Here is an 18,689-nt window from a genome sequence, read left to right on the forward strand (position 1 = left end):
AATGAATTTTGAATATAATGAAACGCAATCAATGATTGCTCAGTCAATAAAAGAGTTTGCTGAAAAGAATATCAGACCTAATATAATGGAATGGGATGAAGCACAAATTTTTCCTGTCGATTTATTTAAAAAATTAGGAGAAATGGGTTTTATGGGTGTTTTAGTACCAGAAGAATATGGAGGTTCAGGATTGGGATACCATGAATATATCACCGTTATAGAAGAAATCTCAAAAGTAGATCCTTCAATCGGACTTTCTGTTGCGGCTCATAATTCTTTATGTACCAATCATATTTTGACTTTTGGAAATGAAGAACAAAAGAAAAAATGGCTGCCAAAATTGGCAACTGCTGAATATATAGGAGCATGGGGTTTAACAGAACATAATACAGGATCTGATGCCGGTGGAATGAATACAACCGCTGTAAAAGATGGTGATTCCTGGATTGTAAACGGAGCAAAGAATTTTATTACGCATGCAATTTCTGGAGATATTGCAGTTGTAATTGTTCGCACAGGAGAAAAAGGCGATTCGAAAGGAATGACAGCTTTTGTTTTTGAAAAAGGAATGCCGGGATTTACATCAGGAAAAAAAGAAAATAAATTAGGAATGCGTGCCAGTGAAACAGCCGAATTGGTTTTTGATAGCTGCCGTATACCTGATGCAAATAGATTAGGAGAAGTAGGACAAGGATTTGTTCAGGCTATGAAAATATTAGATGGAGGGCGAATTTCTATTGGTGCTTTATCACTTGGAATTTCAAAAGGAGCGTATGAAGCTGCTTTGAAATACTCGAAAGAAAGACATCAATTTGGACAGCCTATTAGTAGTTTTCAGGGAATTTCATTTAAATTGGCTGATATGGCAACTGAAATTGAAGCTTCGGAATTGTTGTTGCACAAAGCAGCATTCTTAAAACAGCAGCATAAACCTGTTACAACGCTTGGTGCAATGGCAAAAATGTATGCTTCTGAAGCCTGTGTAAAAATTGCAAATGAAGCAATTCAAATTCATGGTGGTTATGGATACACAAAAGATTTTCCTGTAGAGAAATTTTACAGAGATTCTAAATTATGTACAATTGGAGAAGGAACTACTGAGATTCAAAAAATAGTTATCGCCAGAAATTTGCTGAAAGAGTAATCTCAGTTTACAGTCTCAGTAACCAGTAATTGAGACTGTAAACTGTAAACTGAGACTGCAAACCGAGACTATAAAATATTTTCAAAAATAATTAATAATTTATAACTCATAATTAATAATTAATACATACTTTTGCACCCTTAACGAGAGGAGGTGTCTATATTATGTTAATTATACCAATTAAAGACGGAGAAAATATCGATAGAGCATTAAAGCGCTATAAAAGAAAATTTGATAAAACAGGAACTGTTCGTCAATTAAGAGCACGTACTGCTTTTATTAAGCCTTCTGTTATCAAAAGAGCTCAAATTCAAAAAGCTGCTTACATTCAAAACATGAAAGATGGTTTAGAAAGTTAGTATTAGCTTTTCAGAAAATAATTACCGTTAGTTGTCAAGATTTTGATGCTAACGGTTTTTTTATGCTTAATTTTGAGATGAATATAGTTTTGATATATTATATAGGTGGAATGTTAAGTTTTGTGTAAAATGAAAAGGTTGTTTTATGAAATCAAATAAAGAAGCGTTTCGTGATTATTTACAGCTGGAGAAAAAATATTCTTCCCATACCGTCAACGCCTATTTAAATGATATAATGTTTTTTGAAACATTTAATAAAAACCATTTTGATCAGGATAATATTGAGCATGTAAATTATAGTCAGATCAGAAGCTGGATTGTTTCATTGGTGGATGCGGATATTTCGAATGTTTCTGTTAATCGAAAAATGGCTTCCCTAAAGGCTTTTTATAAATTTCTTTTAAAAACAAAACAAATAGAAGTTAATCCAATGCTGAAACATAAAGCATTGAAGGCACCTAAAATTATTCAAATTCCTTTTTCTGAAAAAGAACTTACAGATTTGATCAGGGAAGTTGAGAATCCTGTTGGGTTTGAAGAAATACGAGATAAACTCATTGTAGAAATGTTTTATACCACCGGAATGAGAAGAGCAGAGCTGATACATTTGATGTTTCGAAATGTAGATTTGTCTTCGAATGTGATTAAGGTTTTAGGAAAAAGAAATAAAGAGCGTATTATTCCTGTTCTTCCGGTTATTATCGGGCAATTTGATTCTTATATAAAGGAGAGAGCTTTGATTGAAAATATAGTTGACACAGATTATTTTTTTATTTCAAAAAAAGGGTTAAAATTGAGCGAATCTTTTGTGTATCGATTAATAAATTCTTACTTTAGTAGGGTCTCTGAAAAGGTAAAAAAAAGTCCTCACGTGCTTCGGCACACTTTTGCGACTCACTTATTAAATAATGGAGCAGATTTAAATTCAGTTAAGGAATTATTAGGGCATTCGAGTTTGGCATCTACACAAGTTTATACTCATAATAGTTTAGCAGAGCTTAAAAAAGTGTATACTAATGCGCATCCAAGAAACAAATGATAATTCTTAAATGTTTAACCCTAAAATTAGTATTATGAAGGTAGATGTTCATGCCGTTAACTTTACTGTTGACAGAAAGTTGGTAGATTTTATTCAAGAGAGAATGGATAAATTAGAAAAATTTTACGATCGAGTTGTCTCGGCCGACGTTTTTTTAAAAGTTGAAAGAACAAGTGATAAGGAGAATAAAGCAGTAGAGATAAAAATTAATGTTCCGGGGGATGATTTTTTGGTTAAAAAGCAATGCAAAACATTCGAAGAAGCAGTAGAACTTTCGGCAGAATCTTTAGAGCGTTTACTAGTAAAAAGGAAAGAAAAAATAAGAGCACACATATAATTGAAAAATTTTTTCAAAAAATGTTTTGATACAAAGATAAAATAGCTACATTTGCAGTCCGTTAGAAATAGCGGACTTTTTTATTGATATTGCCAGCGTAGCTCAGTTGGCTAGAGCAGCTGATTTGTAATCAGCAGGTCGTGGGTTCGAGTCCCTCCGCCGGCTCTAAATATTTCAAATACGATTTGAAATTGTTCATGCAAGTATTGATAAAAAAGGGGAGATACTCAAGCGGCCAACGAGGGCAGACTGTAAATCTGCTGTGTGAACTTCGCAGGTTCGAATCCTGCTCTCCCCACAATTTTGATTTCAGATTAATGATTTCAGAATTTAGATTTGTCTAAAAAAGATTTGAATTGATTCGGTTTTAGATTTTAATCTAAAATCAAGGATCTAAAATCTAAAATTAGGACTCTGCCGGTGTAGCTCAGGGGTAGAGTGCTTCCTTGGTAAGGAAGAGGTCTCGGGTTCAATTCCCGACATTGGCTCAAGTAAGTAGGAAATTGAAAATTAATATATAACTAAGATTAAAAATTAAGTAAAATGGCAAAGGAGAATTTTAATCGTTCCAAACCGCACTTAAACATAGGTACAATTGGACACGTGGATCACGGAAAAACTACATTAACTGCAGCAATTACAAAAGTATTGTCTGATGCTGGTTACTGTCAAGCAAAATCGTTTGATCAAATCGATAACGCTCCAGAGGAGAAAGAAAGAGGTATTACTATTAATACATCACACGTAGAGTATGAAACAGCTAACCGTCACTACGCTCACGTTGACTGTCCAGGTCACGCGGATTACGTAAAGAACATGGTTACTGGAGCTGCTCAAATGGATGGAGCTATCTTAGTAGTTGCTGCTACAGATGGTCCAATGCCACAAACTCGTGAGCACATCCTTTTAGGTCGTCAGGTAGGTATTCCAAGAATCGTTGTTTTCATGAACAAAGTGGATATGGTTGATGATGCTGAATTGTTAGAGCTTGTTGAGATGGAAATCAGAGACTTGTTATCTTTCTACGAATATGATGGAGATAATGGTCCTGTAGTTCAAGGTTCTGCTTTAGGAGGATTGAATAATGATCCTGCTTGGGTACCAAAAATCATTGAATTAATGGCAGCTGTTGATGCTTGGATCGAAGAGCCAGTGCGTGACGTAGCTAAACCATTCTTGATGCCGGTTGAAGATGTATTTACAATTACTGGTCGTGGAACTGTTGCTACAGGTCGTATCGAAACAGGTATTGCTAATACAGGAGATCCAGTTGAAATCATTGGTATGGGAGCTGATAAATTAACTTCTACTATTACAGGAGTTGAGATGTTCCGTAAAATCCTTGATAGAGGTGAAGCTGGAGATAACGTAGGTTTATTGTTAAGAGGTATTGATAAAGAATCTATCAAAAGAGGAATGGTTATCATTAAGCCAGGATCAGTAAAACCACACGCTACTTTCAAAGCTGAGGTTTATATCTTGAAAAAAGAAGAAGGTGGACGTCATACTCCATTCCATAATAACTACCGTCCACAGTTCTACGTACGTACAACTGACGTAACAGGAGTTATTACTTTACCAGAAGGAGTAGAGATGGTAATGCCAGGAGACAACTTGACAATCAATGTATCTTTATTAAGCCCAATCGCAATGAGCGTAGGTTTACGTTTCGCTATCCGTGAAGGTGGTAGAACTGTAGGTGCAGGTCAGGTGACTGAAATCGTAGGATAATCCTATAAAATATTTAAAAAGCCAGTTGATTTTCTTAATAGAAATCACTGGCTTTTAATTACGGGCGTAGTTCAAGGGTAGAATAGCGGTCTCCAAAACCGTTGATGGGGGTTCGAATCCCTCCGCCCGTGCAATATAAAATATATCAAATGACAAAAGTTACGAATTATTTATCAGAGGCTTTCGAAGAGTTAAAGTCAAATGTTACTTGGCCTGCTTGGGCTGAGGTTCAAAAATTGACAATTGTTGTAGCTGTATTTTCGGTTTTATTCGCCTTGGCAACATGGGGAGTAGACGAATTTTTTGCAAAAGCTTTGGCTGGATTTTTTAACTGGTTAAAAGGATAATTTTTTTGTGATGGCAGATAATAATGTGAAAAAATGGTATGTGGTTAGAGCTGTAAGCGGACAAGAAAATAAAGTCAAAGCTTACATCGAAACCGAGATTGCCAGACTAGGTATGGGTGATTATGTTTCCCAAGTTTTAGTACCTACAGAAAAAGTAGTTACTGTAAAAGAAGGAAAGAAAATGTCTAAGGATAAAGTTTATTTCCCTGGATATGTTATGATCGAAGCCAATTTAGTTGGTGAGATACCTCATATTATTAAGTCTATTACTAGTGTAATTGGATTTTTAGGTGAGATTAAAGGCGGAGAACCTGTTCCTTTAAGACTTTCTGAAGTAAATAGAATGTTAGGTAAAGTAGATGAGCTGGCTGTAAATACAGATACTCGTGCTATTCCTTTCAACTTAGGTGAAACTGTAAAAGTGATCGATGGTCCTTTTAATGGGTTTAATGGAACAGTTGAAAAAATTAATGAAGAAAAGCGTAAACTTGAAGTAATGGTGAAAATTTTCGGAAGAAAAACACCATTAGAATTGAGCTTTATGCAAGTTGAAAAAGTATAATTTTTGTTACATCTATAATAACCACTATAATCGCTTCCTATGATTATGGTGTTAAATTTTTTAAAAAATGGCTAAAGAAATTAGTAAGGTAGTTAAACTACAAGTTAAGGGAGGTGCTGCGAATCCGTCGCCACCGGTTGGACCTGCTTTAGGAGCTGCTGGGGTTAATATCATGGAGTTCTGTAAGCAGTTCAATGCTAGAACACAAGATAAACCTGGCAAAATATGCCCAGTACAAATTACTGTGTATAAAGACAAATCATTTGATTTTGTTGTTAAGACTCCTCCAGCTGCTGTCCAATTATTGGAAGCTGCAAAGCTAAAGTCTGGATCAGGTGAACCAAATCGTAAAAAAGTAGCTAGTGTTACTTGGGACGTTATCAAAGCTATCGCTGAAGATAAAATGGTAGATCTAAATGCTTTTACAATCGAATCTGCAATGAGCATGATCGCTGGAACTGCTAGATCTATGGGTATAACTGTATCAGGAGATGCTCCTTTTTAATTAAGAGAAAGAAATGGCAAAATTAACAAAAAAGCAAAAAGAGGCTGCTTCAAAAATTGAAAAGAACAAACTATACTCTTTAAAAGATGCAGCTGCATTAATTAAAGTTATAGCTTCTGCAAAATTTGATGAGTCTGTTGATATCGCAGTTCGTTTGGGTGTAGATCCAAGAAAAGCGAATCAAATGGTTAGAGGTGTAGTTACATTACCTCACGGAACAGGTAAAGACGTTAAAGTATTAGCATTGGTTACTCCAGATAAAGAAGCGGAAGCTAAAGAAGCTGGAGCTGATTATGTAGGTCTTGACGATTATTTACAAAAAATTAAAGATGGTTGGACAGATGTTGATGTTATCATCACTATGCCGGCTGTTATGGGTAAATTAGGTCCATTAGGTCGTATTTTAGGACCTAGAGGTTTAATGCCAAACCCTAAAACAGGTACTGTAACTATGGATGTTGCAAAAGCTGTTGCAGAGGTTAAAGCTGGTAAAATTGACTTTAAAGTTGATAAAACTGGTATCGTACATGCAGGAATTGGTAAAGTTTCTTTTGGAGCTGAGCAAATTTATGACAATGCACACGAAATTATTCAAACATTAATCAAACTTAAACCAACTGCTGCTAAAGGTACCTACATTAAAGGTATTCACCTTACAAGCACTATGAGTCCTGCAATTGCATTGGACCCTAAAGCAGTATAATTGGTAGTTAATAATTTTTAGTATGACTAGAGAAGAAAAATCAATCGCGATTGAAGATTTAACTGCACAGTTAGCTGGTACAAATATTATTTATGTATCTGATATTTCTGGATTAAACGCAGAAACTACTTCAAGCTTGAGAAGAGCTTGCTTTAAAGCAGGTATAAAATTAGAGGTTGTAAAAAACACTTTGCTTGCAAAAGCAATGGAAGCTTCTGCTAATGACTATGGTGATTTACCTTCAGTATTGACTGGTAATAGTGCTATATTTATTTCAGATGTTGCAAATGCACCTGGAAAAATAATCAAAGATTTCAGAAAAAAATCAGCAAAACCTGTATTAAAAGGAGCTTACATTAATTCTGAGATTTATATTGGAGATGATCAATTAGAAGCATTAGCTACTATCAAATCTAAAGAAGAACTTCTTGGAGAACTTATTGGATTATTGCAATCACCAGCACAAAGAATTATTTCTGCTTTACAAAACAAATTCGCTGGTAGCGAAGAAGCTGAAGCATAATAATTCGTACAAGGAATTTAATTTCCTTGTAGCTTAATTAGCGCACAATAAATAAATTATATTTTACAAATCATTTTAAACGATAGAAAAAATGGCAGATTTGAAACAATTCGCAGAACAATTAGTTAACTTAACAGTTAAAGAAGTTAACGAATTAGCAACAATATTAAAAGACGAGTATGGTATCGAGCCTGCTGCTGCAGCTGTAGTAGTTGCTGCTGGTGGTGGAGAAGGTGCTGCTGAAGAAGCACAAACTGAATTTACAGTTGTATTAAAAGAAGCTGGAGCTTCTAAATTAGCTGTAGTAAAATTAGTTAAAGAACTTACAGGTTTAGGTTTGAAAGAAGCTAAAGATGTAGTTGACGGTGCTCCAAGTAACGTTAAAGAAGGTGTTTCTAAAGAAGAGGCTGAAGGTCTTAAAAAATCATTAGAAGAAGCTGGAGCTGTAGTTGAACTTAAATAAGTTTACTCGGTTTTAAGAACTAGGTTTAGGTCTTGAGTTAAAGCTCAATGGCCTAAACCATTTTTCGTATAATAAAATATATCCCGTTTTATTATCAAATAGTTTAAAATACGAAAAAGTTTTTGATCAATACGAAGAAAAAAAATTGAACTTACTTTTACGGTTTATTTTTAAAGATGTATTGATTATAATAAGAAAGTATAGATTAAACAGTGTGTGTTTACACAAAAAATTACTTTTTTTTAATCAAAATTTTGTCCATTGATGATAACAAATCAGACTGAAAGATTGAATTTTGCCTCTACAAAAAATATTCCTGACTATCCGGATTTCCTAGATGTTCAGGTTAAATCTTTTAAAGATTTTTTTCAATTAGAAACTAAATCAGATGAAAGAGGCAACGAAGGATTATACAACACCTTCATGGAAAACTTTCCAATTACAGATACAAGAAATAACTTTGTATTGGAATTCCTTGATTATTTTGTAGATCCGCCACGTTATACAATTCAAGAATGTATAGAGAGAGGTCTTACTTATAGTGTGCCTTTAAAAGCCAGGTTAAAACTATACTGTACAGATCCAGAACACGAAGATTTTGAAACTATTGTACAAGATGTTTACCTTGGAACAATACCTTATATGACTCCAAGTGGTACTTTTGTTATCAATGGTGCTGAGCGTGTAGTAGTATCTCAATTACACCGTTCTCCAGGAGTTTTCTTTGGTCAATCATTCCACGCAAATGGAACAAAACTTTATTCTGCCAGAGTAATTCCTTTTAAAGGATCCTGGATAGAATTTTCTACAGATATCAACAGCGTAATGTATGCTTATATCGATAGAAAGAAAAAATTACCGGTTACAACTTTATTCCGTGCAATTGGATTCGAAAGAGATAAGGATATCCTTGAAATTTTCGACCTTGCTGAAGAAATTAAAGTTTCTAAAACAGGTATTAAAAAATATATTGGAAGAAGACTTGCTGCACGTGTATTGAACACTTGGCACGAGGATTTCGTTGATGAAGATACCGGTGAGGTAGTTTCTATTGAACGTAACGAAATTATCCTTGATAGAGATACTATTATCGACAAAGATAATGTTGAAGAAATCATTGATTCAAACGTTAAATCTATTTTGTTACACAAAGAGGATAATAATCAGGCAGATTATGCTATTATCCACAACACGTTACAAAAAGATCCAACAAACTCTGAAAAAGAAGCTGTTGAGCATATTTACAGACAATTGCGTAATGCAGAACCGCCTGATGAAGAAACTGCTCGTGGTATTATCGATAAATTGTTCTTCTCTGATCAACGTTATAACTTAGGTGAAGTTGGTCGTTACAGAATGAACAAAAAACTTGGTTTAGATATCCCTATGGAAAAGCAAGTGCTTACCAAAGAAGATATCATTACCATTGTAAAATATTTGATCGAATTAATCAACTCTAAAGCAGAGATTGATGATATTGATCACTTATCAAACCGTCGTGTTAGAACAGTTGGAGAACAATTGTCTCAACAATTCGGTGTTGGTTTAGCACGTATGGCTAGAACTATTCGTGAGAGAATGAACGTTAGAGATAACGAGGTGTTTACACCAATTGATTTGATTAATGCTAAAACATTATCATCAGTTATCAACTCTTTCTTTGGTACGAACCAGTTATCTCAATTTATGGATCAAACGAATCCATTAGCTGAGATTACACACAAAAGAAGATTATCTGCACTTGGACCTGGTGGACTTTCGAGAGAAAGAGCTGGTTTTGAGGTTCGTGACGTTCACTATACACACTATGGTCGTTTATGTCCGATTGAAACTCCAGAGGGACCAAACATTGGTTTGATTTCATCTCTTGGTGTTTATGCAAAAGTTAACGGAATGGGTTTCATTGAAACTCCTTACCGTAAAGTTACAGATGGTGTAGTTGATTTAGAAAGTACACCTATCTATCTAAGTGCTGAAGAAGAAGAAGGTAAAATGATTGCTCAGGCAAACATTGAAATGGATGCTTCAGGTAAAATTACAGCTAGCAATGTTATTGCTCGTGAGGAAGGTGACTTCCCGGTAGTTGAGCCATCTGCAGTACATTATACAGACGTTGCTCCTAACCAGATTGCTTCGATTTCGGCTTCATTGATTCCTTTCCTGGAACATGATGATGCGAATAGAGCCTTGATGGGATCTAACATGATGCGTCAGGCGGTTCCTTTGATCCGTCCGGAAGCACCAATTGTTGGTACAGGTTTAGAGCGTCAGGTAGCTTCAGATTCTAGAGTATTGATTAATGCTGAAGGAGATGGAACTGTAGAATATGTTGATGCTAACATCATTACTATCAAATACGACCGTACTGAAGAAGAAAGAATGGTAAGTTTTGATGCTGATGAAAAAACATACAACTTAATTAAATTTAGAAAAACCAATCAGGGAACAAGTATTAACCTGAAGCCAATCGTAAGAAAAGGCGACAGAGTAATTCTTGGACAAGTATTATCAGAAGGATATGCTACTCAAAATGGTGAACTAGCTTTAGGTAGAAACTTAAAAGTTGCGTTCATGCCATGGAAAGGGTATAACTTTGAGGATGCGATTGTAATTTCTGAAAAAGTAGTTCGTGATGATATTTTTACTTCTATCCACGTTGATGATTATTCATTAGAGGTTAGAGATACTAAGTTAGGAAATGAAGAGTTAACAAACGATATTCCTAACGTTTCTGAAGAAGCTACTAAAGATTTAGATGAAAACGGTATGATCAGAATTGGAGCAGAGGTTAAACCTGGCGACATTTTGATCGGAAAAATTACACCAAAAGGAGAATCAGATCCTACTCCGGAAGAGAAATTGCTTCGTGCAATCTTCGGGGATAAAGCAGGTGATGTAAAAGATGCTTCATTAAAAGCTTCTCCATCTTTACATGGTGTAGTTCTTGACAAAAAATTATTTGCAAGAGCCGTAAAAGATAAACGTAAACGTACTCAGGATAAAGATGCTTTAGGCGCTTTAGAAATGGAGTTTGAAACTAAATTTGTTGAATTAAAAGACAGATTGGTTGAGAAATTATTCCTGATCGTTAACGGAAAAACATCTCAGGGTGTAATGAATGATTTGGGTGAAGAAGTTTTACCAAAAGGTAAAAAATATACTCAAAAAATGCTTTACGCAGTAGAGGATTTTGCTCACTTGAGCAAAGGTCAATGGGTTGCCGATGACGCTACAAATAAAATGGTAAATGATTTAATTCATAACTATAAAATTAAGCTGAACGACTTACAAGGATCTTTAAGAAGAGAAAAATTCACTATTACAGTTGGAGATGAATTACCATCTGGAATCTTGAAATTAGCGAAAATTTATATCGCTAAAAAACGTAAACTGAAAGTAGGGGATAAAATGGCAGGACGTCACGGTAACAAAGGTATTGTTGCAAGAATCGTTCGTCATGAAGATATGCCTTTCCTTGAAGACGGAACACCGGTTGATATCGTATTGAATCCACTTGGGGTACCTTCACGTATGAACATTGGTCAGATTTATGAAACTGTTCTTGGATGGGCTGGACAAAATTTAGGTAGAAAATTTGCTACTCCAATTTTTGACGGTGCTTCTTTAGATCAAATTAATGAACTAACTGATGAGGCTGGAGTACCACGTTTCGGACATACATATCTTTATGATGGTGGTACTGGAGAGCGTTTCCATCAAGCAGCAACTGTGGGTGTAATTTACATGCTTAAATTAGGACACATGGTTGATGATAAGATGCACGCACGTTCTATCGGACCATACTCGTTGATTACTCAACAGCCACTTGGAGGTAAAGCTCAATTTGGAGGTCAGCGTTTTGGAGAGATGGAGGTTTGGGCACTTGAAGCTTATGGAGCATCAAGTACTCTTCGTGAAATCTTGACAGTTAAGTCGGATGACGTTATTGGTAGAGCGAAAACTTACGAAGCTATCGTTAAGGGTGAGTCTATGCCAGAACCAGGATTACCTGAGTCATTCAATGTATTAATGCATGAATTGAAAGGTCTTGGACTTGACATTCGTTTAGAAGAATAAATAAAGTTTTCAGTTATAGTCTCAGTATTCAGTTCACACTGAAAGCTGAGACTAAAGCTGTTTATTAAAATAAAAGTTTTTAGGATTTATACCCGTAACCCGTTCCGATTTTTTATTTAAACCTTAGAGGTTTTGTAATTAGCACTTCAAAATTGACGTTTGAAGTTTAGAGAAGTAATCCGAGGTAGTATTTTAGTCTAAAGTGAAATGTCTAAAAGTTCAGAAATGTCTTTTGACTTTCGACTTTCAAATTTTCGACTTAAAATGAAATCAATTTTTTAATTGCAGATAAATCAATAGTAAAAACTATGATGAATAATAGAAACAATAATAAGGATAAAAATCCAGTTAAAAGATTTAACAAAATCTCAATTGGATTAGCTTCACCGGAATCTATCTTGAAAGAATCAAGAGGAGAGGTGTTGAAACCAGAAACAATTAACTACAGAACTCACAAACCAGAACGTGACGGACTTTTTTGCGAAAGAATCTTCGGACCTGTTAAGGATTTTGAATGTGCTTGTGGTAAATATAAAAGAATTCGTTACAAAGGGATCATCTGTGATCGTTGTGGTGTTGAAGTTACGGAGAAAAAAGTACGTCGTGACAGAGTAGGACACATCAACCTTGTTGTGCCAATTGCTCACATCTGGTATTTCCGTTCTCTTCCAAACAAAATTGGTTATATCCTTGGTCTTCCATCTAAGAAATTAGATATGATTATTTACTACGAAAGATACGTAGTAATCCAAGCTGGTATTGCTAAAAATGCAGATGGAGAATCATTACAAAGATTAGATTTCTTAACAGAAGAGGAATATTTGAATATTTTAGATACTCTTCCGCAAGAAAACCAATATTTAGATGATATGGATCCTAATAAATTTGTTGCCAAAATGGGAGCAGAATGTATTATGGATTTATTAGCTCGTATTGACTTAGATGCTTTATCTTATGAATTAAGACACAGCGCTAACAACGAAACATCTAAACAACGTAAAACTGAAGCTTTAAAAAGATTACAAGTTGTTGAGTCTTTCCGTGAGTCTAACTTAAACCGCGAAAATCGTCCTGAATGGATGATTATGAAAGTTGTACCGGTTATTCCACCAGAATTACGTCCGCTTGTGCCACTTGATGGAGGTCGTTTTGCAACTTCAGATTTAAATGATTTATACCGTCGTGTAATCATCCGTAATAACCGTTTGAAAAGATTAATGGAGATTAAAGCTCCAGAAGTTATCTTGAGAAACGAAAAACGTATGTTACAGGAATCTGTAGATTCATTATTTGATAACACTCGTAAAGCTTCTGCTGTTAAAACAGAATCTAACAGACCATTAAAATCATTATCCGATTCATTAAAAGGTAAGCAAGGACGTTTCCGTCAAAACTTACTTGGAAAACGTGTGGATTATTCTGCTCGTTCGGTAATTGTTGTTGGTCCTGAATTAAAATTATTCGAATGTGGATTGCCAAAAGATATGGCATCTGAATTATACAAACCTTTCGTTATCCGTAAATTGATAGAAAGAGGTATTGTTAAAACAGTAAAATCTGCTAAGAAAATCATAGACAAAAAAGAGCCTGTAGTTTGGGATATCCTTGAAAATGTAATTAAAGGACACCCGGTATTACTTAACCGTGCTCCTACGTTACACAGACTTGGTATTCAGGCTTTTCAACCAAAATTAATTGAAGGAAAAGCGATCCAATTGCACCCATTAGTATGTACGGCATTTAATGCGGATTTTGATGGGGATCAGATGGCAGTTCACTTGCCATTAGGACCAGAAGCTATTTTAGAGGCACAATTATTAATGTTGGCTTCTCACAATATCCTGAATCCTGCAAATGGTGCTCCAATTACTGTACCTTCTCAGGATATGGTCTTGGGTCTATATTATATGACCAAAGAACGTATCTCTACACCAGAACATGTAATTTTAGGTCAAGACTTAACATTCTATTCTGCTGAAGAAGTAAATATTGCATTAAACGAAGGAAGATTAGAATTGAATGCTCGTGTTAGAATCAGAGCAAAAGATTTTAATGAAGCTGGAGAATTAGTGTTCAAAATTATTCAAACAACTGCAGGACGTGTATTATTTAATGAAGTAGTACCTGAAGCAGCTGGATATATCAATGATGTATTGACTAAGAAAAACCTTAGAGATATTATTGGACACATTTTAAGTGTGACTGATGTACCTACAACGGCAGCTTTCTTGGATAATATGAAAGATATGGGTTATAAATTCGCATTTAGAGGAGGTTTGTCATTCTCTTTAGGTGATATTAGAATTCCAGAACAAAAAACAAAATTAATTGCAGACGCCAGAGAGCAAGTTGAAGGTATTTCTGTGAATTATAACATGGGTCTTATCACCAATAACGAGCGTTACAACCAGGTTATTGACGTATGGACTTCAGCAAATGCTCAGTTAACAGAATTAGCAATGAAAAATATTAGAGAAGACCAACAAGGTTTCAACTCTGTATATATGATGCTTGACTCTGGGGCGAGGGGTTCTAAGGAACAGATTCGTCAGTTAACTGGTATGCGTGGTTTGATGGCTAAGCCTAAAAAATCTACTGCTGGCGGTGGAGAAATTATTGAAAACCCGATTCTTTCTAACTTTAAGGAAGGTCTTTCGATCCTTGAGTACTTTATTTCTACTCACGGTGCTCGTAAAGGACTTGCGGATACGGCTCTTAAAACTGCCGATGCCGGATACTTGACAAGAAGACTTCATGACGTTTCACAAGATGTTATTGTTAACATCGAAGATTGTGGAACTTTAAGAGGTGTTGAAGTTTCTGCTTTGAAGAAAAATGAGGAAATCGTTGAATCATTAGGAGAAAGAATTTTAGGACGTGTTGCATTGCAAGATGTTATAAATCCACTTACTAATGAAGTAATGGTTCAATCTGGTCACCAAATTACTGAAGCAATTATGAGAACTATCGAAGCTTCTCCAATTGAAAAAGTAGAGGTGAGATCTCCATTAACTTGTGAAGCTTTAAAAGGTATTTGTGCTAAATGTTACGGTAGAAACTTAGCTACCGGAAAAATGACACAAAGAGGTGAAGCTGTCGGAGTTATTGCAGCTCAGTCTATTGGAGAGCCAGGTACACAGTTAACACTTCGTACGTTCCACGTTGGAGGGGTTGCAGGAGGTATTTCTGAAGAATCTAGTATCGTTACAAGATTCAACGGTAGACTTGAGATTGAAGATTTAAAAACTGTTAAAGGTGAAGATAGTGAAGGTAATGCGGTTGATATCGTAGTATCACGTTCAACTGAATTAAAATTAGTTGACGAAAAAACTGGAATCGTTTTAAACACACACAATATTCCTTACGGTTCTAGTATCTTTGTTAAAGACGGAGAAACTGTTACTAAAGGATCTGTGATCTGTAAATGGGATCCATATAATGGTGTAATTGTTTCTGAATTTACTGGTAAGATTGCTTACGAGGATTTAGAGCAAGGACAATCGTTCATGGTTGAAATCGATGAGCAAACAGGATTCCAGGAAAAAGTAATTTCTGAAGCCAGAAATAAAAAATTAATTCCAACTTTATTGGTTTACGGTAAAGAAGGTGAATTGATTCGTTCGTATAACTTACCAGTAGGAGCCCACCTTATGGTTGAGAATGGAGAGAAAATTAAAGCAGGTAAAGTATTAGTAAAAATTCCACGTCGTTCTTCTAAAGCAGGAGATATTACTGGAGGTTTACCAAGAATTACCGAGTTGCTTGAGGCTCGTAACCCTTCAAACCCAGCGGTTGTTTCTGAAATTGACGGTGTTGTTTCTTTTGGAAAAATCAAAAGAGGTAACCGTGAAATTGTTATCGAATCTAAATTTGGTGAGATTAAAAAGTATTTAGTTAAACTTTCAAGCCAAATCTTAGTTCAGGAAAATGACTTCGTAAGAGCAGGAATACCATTGTCTGACGGTGCAATTACACCAGATGATATTTTAAGAATTCAAGGGCCGGCTGCTGTTCAACAGTATTTGGTAAATGAAATTCAAGAGGTATACCGTTTACAAGGGGTAAAAATTAATGACAAGCACTTTGAGGTAGTAATTCGTCAAATGATGCGTAAAGTAAGAGTTCAGGATCCGGGAGATACATTATTCCTGGAAGATCAATTAATTCACACTAAAGATTTCATCGTTCAAAACGATAAATTATATGGTATGAAAGTAGTTGAAGACGCTGGAGATTCTGCCGTATTGAAACCAGGACAGATTATTTCGCCTCGTGACTTACGTGATGAAAATTCATTGTTGAAACGTACAGATAAAAATCTTGTTGTAGCAAGAGATGTAATTACCGCAACTGCAACACCAGTTTTACAAGGTATTACAAGAGCTTCGTTACAAACTAAATCATTCATTTCTGCTGCTTCTTTCCAGGAAACAACAAAAGTACTTAACGAAGCTGCTGTAGCTGGTAAAGTAGATGATTTAGAAGGATTGAAAGAAAATGTAATTGTTGGACACAGAATTCCTGCGGGAACTGGTATGAGAGAATACGATAACACTATCGTAGGATCTAAAGACGATTACAATGAAATGATGGCTAATAAAGAAGAATACATTTATTAATTAGGGAAACTATGAGTAATCCGAAACAACAACAAGAGCAGATTAACATTGAGTTAGACGAAACTGTCGCAGAAGGAATTTATTCTAATCTTGCGATTATCAATCACTCATCATCAGAGTTTGTTTTAGATTTTGTGAGCATTATGCCAGGTATTCCTAAAGCCAAGGTAAAGTCAAGAATTGTCTTGACACCACAACATGCTAAAAGATTATTAAAAGCAATTGGTGAAAATATTCATCGTTTTGAAGTAGCCCACGGCGAGATCAAAGACACTGAACAAGCGCCAATACCGCTTAATTTTGGTCCGGCAGGACAAGCATAATACAAAAGCCCCAGTAATGGGGCTTTTTTTTTGTTAAAATCTGAATGTAGAAATCTGCACTTTGTCCGATTTTTATTTCACTTTATCGACTAAATTTCCTTGTGTAATTTTCTTGTCATAATTTAGACATTCCTAATAGAATACATTGAGTTTAGAATAAATATAATGACTTAGTAAGGTTGATTTAATTCAGATTAAAAAAAAGCGCTAATTTAATATTAGCGCTTTTTTTATGGTATTTCTAAAACAAAAATTAATCAAACTCTGATGTAAAGAATAATTTTACTGTAGGATATTTATTTTGTGTCATTTGAATTGTAAAGTCAGAATCGGCTAAAAATACCAATTGACCATATTTATCATGAGCTAAGAATTTTTGTTTAATACGTTTAAATTCTTTGAATTCATCATTTTTTGCATCATCAGGTTTTACCCAGCAAGCTTTATGAACAGGGAAGTTCTCATAAGTACATTTTGCACCATATTCATGTTCTAAACGATACTGAATTACCTCGTATTGAAGTGCTCCAACAGTACCAATTATTTTACGATTGTTCATTTCAAGCGTAAATAACTGCGCAACACCTTCATCCATTAACTGATCGACACCTTTGTCCAATTGCTTGGCTTTCATTGGGTCAGCATTGTTGATGTATCTAAAATGTTCTGGAGAGAAACTCGGAATTCCTTTAAAACTCATTATTTCACCTTCGGTTAAAGTATCACCAATTTTAAAATTTCCTGTATCGTGTAAACCTACAATATCTCCAGGATAAGAAATGTCTACAATTTCTTTTTTCTCGGCAAAAAAAGCATTCGGACTGGAAAATTTTAAATTTTTCTTTTGACGAACATGATAATAAGGTTTGTTTCTTTCAAAAGTTCCCGAAACAATTTTAATAAATGCTAAACGATCTCTGTGTTTTGGATCCATATTGGCATGGATTTTAAACACAAAACCAGTCATTTTTTCTTCTTTAGGATCAACCAAACGCGTTTCAGAATCTTTTGCTCTTGGTGATGGAGCGATTGTAACGAAACAATCTAACAATTCGCGAACTCCAAAATTATTTAAGGCTGAACCAAAAAATACAGGCTGAATTTTTCCGTCTAAATAATCCTGACGTTCAAATTTAGGATACACTTCATCAATTAATTCTAATTCTTCACGAAGTTTACCAGCTGCTTTTTGACCAACAATTTTATCTAATTCAGGATTGTTTTGAACGTCAGAAAAAGCGATCGTTTCTTCTATATTTTTACGGCTGTCACCGCTAAAAAGATTGATATTTTCTTCCCATAAATTATAAATTCCCTGAAAGTCATATCCCATACCGATTGGAAAACTTAAAGGTGTAACTTTTAATCCCAATTTTTGTTCCACTTCATCCATCAAATCAAAAGCATCTTTACCTTCACGATCTAATTTATTGATGAAAACAATCATCGGAATATTACGCATTCTACAAACTGCAACCAATTTTTCAGTTTGTTCCTCAACCCCTTTTGCAACGTCAATTACAACAATAACACTATCAACAGCAGTTAAAGTTCTAAAAGTATCTTCGGCAAAATCCTTGTGTCCTGGAGTATCAAGAATGTTGATTTTTTTATCTTTATAATTAAAAGCAAGTACAGATGTTGAAACCGAAATACCTCTTTGGCGTTCGATTTCCATGAAATCACTCGTTGCTCCTTTTTTGATTTTGTTGTTTTTTACAGCTCCTGCCTCCTGAATAGCCCCTCCAAACAACAATAACTTTTCAGTTAAAGTCGTTTTACCTGCATCAGGATGCGATATAATTCCAAATGTTCTTCTGCGTTCTATTTCTTTTAAAAAACTCATATTTCGTATAAATAAGGTTGCAAAAGTACTATTAATTAACGCTTAATAAAAATATTCACTTCTATAATTTGGGAACTATTTGCATTAAAGTCAGAGTTTATAAATAAAAAA

15 protein-coding genes and 4 tRNA genes are annotated in these 18,689 nt (G+C 34.9%); 18 read left to right on the forward strand and 1 reads right to left on the reverse strand.

The features are described 5' to 3' along the window. Window position 1: 1 nt before the first annotated feature. From OLM54_RS21095 to OLM54_RS21180, 18 genes are all read left to right on the forward strand, one after another. Window positions 2-1,144, forward strand: a complete 1,143-nt coding sequence (locus tag OLM54_RS21095; RefSeq protein WP_264536496.1) for an acyl-CoA dehydrogenase family protein — start codon at window positions 2-4, stop codon at window positions 1,142-1,144. Window positions 1,145-1,308: 164 nt separating this feature from the next. Continuing rightward, window positions 1,309-1,503 carry a 30S ribosomal protein S21 gene (gene rpsU / locus OLM54_RS21100; RefSeq protein WP_007807454.1) on the forward strand — a complete coding sequence of 65 codons (195 nt, stop codon included), beginning with the start codon at window positions 1,309-1,311 and terminating at the stop codon, window positions 1,501-1,503. 145 nt (window positions 1,504-1,648) lie between these two features. After that, the gene (locus tag OLM54_RS21105; protein ID WP_264536497.1) at window positions 1,649-2,542 is read left to right on the forward strand and encodes a tyrosine-type recombinase/integrase; all 894 of its coding nucleotides are present in this window, start codon (window positions 1,649-1,651) and stop codon (window positions 2,540-2,542) included. A 34-nt stretch (window positions 2,543-2,576) separates the two neighbouring features. Then, window positions 2,577-2,879 (forward strand): ribosome hibernation-promoting factor, HPF/YfiA family, encoded by a 303-nt coding sequence (gene hpf / locus OLM54_RS21110; protein ID WP_264536498.1) that lies wholly within the window; start codon window positions 2,577-2,579, stop codon window positions 2,877-2,879. A gap of 91 nt (window positions 2,880-2,970) precedes the next feature. After that, window positions 2,971-3,044, forward strand: a tRNA-Thr gene (locus OLM54_RS21115). A 52-nt stretch (window positions 3,045-3,096) separates the two neighbouring features. Then, window positions 3,097-3,177, forward strand: a tRNA-Tyr gene (locus tag OLM54_RS21120). Window positions 3,178-3,295: 118 nt separating this feature from the next. Then, a tRNA-Thr gene (locus OLM54_RS21125) sits at window positions 3,296-3,367 on the forward strand. Between the two features lie 55 nt (window positions 3,368-3,422). Continuing rightward, the gene (gene tuf, locus OLM54_RS21130; RefSeq protein WP_042564007.1) at window positions 3,423-4,610 is read left to right on the forward strand and encodes an elongation factor Tu; all 1,188 of its coding nucleotides are present in this window, start codon (window positions 3,423-3,425) and stop codon (window positions 4,608-4,610) included. A 60-nt stretch (window positions 4,611-4,670) separates the two neighbouring features. After that, window positions 4,671-4,741, forward strand: a tRNA-Trp gene (locus OLM54_RS21135). 18 nt (window positions 4,742-4,759) lie between these two features. After that, the gene (secE, locus tag OLM54_RS21140; RefSeq protein ID WP_041517377.1) at window positions 4,760-4,957 is read left to right on the forward strand and encodes a preprotein translocase subunit SecE; all 198 of its coding nucleotides are present in this window, start codon (window positions 4,760-4,762) and stop codon (window positions 4,955-4,957) included. Window positions 4,958-4,967: 10 nt separating this feature from the next. Beyond that, on the forward strand, window positions 4,968-5,519 hold the full coding sequence (gene nusG / locus OLM54_RS21145) for a transcription termination/antitermination protein NusG (protein WP_029273444.1): 552 nt from the start codon (window positions 4,968-4,970) through the stop codon (window positions 5,517-5,519). Between the two features lie 67 nt (window positions 5,520-5,586). Beyond that, window positions 5,587-6,024, forward strand: coding sequence for a 50S ribosomal protein L11 (gene rplK, locus OLM54_RS21150; RefSeq protein ID WP_007807442.1), 438 nt, complete (start codon window positions 5,587-5,589; stop codon window positions 6,022-6,024). Between the two features lie 13 nt (window positions 6,025-6,037). Further along, window positions 6,038-6,727 carry a 50S ribosomal protein L1 gene (gene rplA, locus OLM54_RS21155; protein ID WP_007807440.1) on the forward strand — a complete coding sequence of 230 codons (690 nt, stop codon included), beginning with the start codon at window positions 6,038-6,040 and terminating at the stop codon, window positions 6,725-6,727. Window positions 6,728-6,749: 22 nt separating this feature from the next. Then, entirely contained in the window at window positions 6,750-7,250 is a 501-nt protein-coding gene (rplJ, locus tag OLM54_RS21160; protein ID WP_264536499.1) for a 50S ribosomal protein L10, read from the forward strand. Between the two features lie 91 nt (window positions 7,251-7,341). Then, window positions 7,342-7,713: a 50S ribosomal protein L7/L12 gene (gene rplL / locus OLM54_RS21165; protein WP_007807437.1), complete on the forward strand. Its 372-nt coding sequence runs from the start codon at window positions 7,342-7,344 to the stop codon at window positions 7,711-7,713. A 264-nt stretch (window positions 7,714-7,977) separates the two neighbouring features. After that, window positions 7,978-11,790, forward strand: coding sequence for a DNA-directed RNA polymerase subunit beta (rpoB, locus tag OLM54_RS21170; protein WP_264536500.1), 3,813 nt, complete (start codon window positions 7,978-7,980; stop codon window positions 11,788-11,790). A gap of 308 nt (window positions 11,791-12,098) precedes the next feature. Continuing rightward, a complete protein-coding gene (gene rpoC, locus OLM54_RS21175) occupies window positions 12,099-16,409 on the forward strand; it encodes a DNA-directed RNA polymerase subunit beta' (RefSeq protein ID WP_264536501.1) in 4,311 nt (1,436 codons plus the stop codon). 11 nt (window positions 16,410-16,420) lie between these two features. Continuing rightward, window positions 16,421-16,732, forward strand: coding sequence for a DUF3467 domain-containing protein (locus OLM54_RS21180; protein ID WP_264536502.1), 312 nt, complete (start codon window positions 16,421-16,423; stop codon window positions 16,730-16,732). A 253-nt stretch (window positions 16,733-16,985) separates the two neighbouring features. Here the strand turns inward: OLM54_RS21180 and OLM54_RS21185 are convergent, their stop codons facing one another. Continuing rightward, the gene (locus OLM54_RS21185; protein ID WP_264536503.1) at window positions 16,986-18,578 is read right to left on the reverse strand and encodes a peptide chain release factor 3; all 1,593 of its coding nucleotides are present in this window, start codon (window positions 18,576-18,578) and stop codon (window positions 16,986-16,988) included. Window positions 18,579-18,689: the final 111 nt, after the last annotated feature.

Origin of the sequence: Flavobacterium sp. N1736 (genome assembly GCF_025947065.1) — a bacterium.
Taxonomy (GTDB): domain Bacteria; phylum Bacteroidota; class Bacteroidia; order Flavobacteriales; family Flavobacteriaceae; genus Flavobacterium.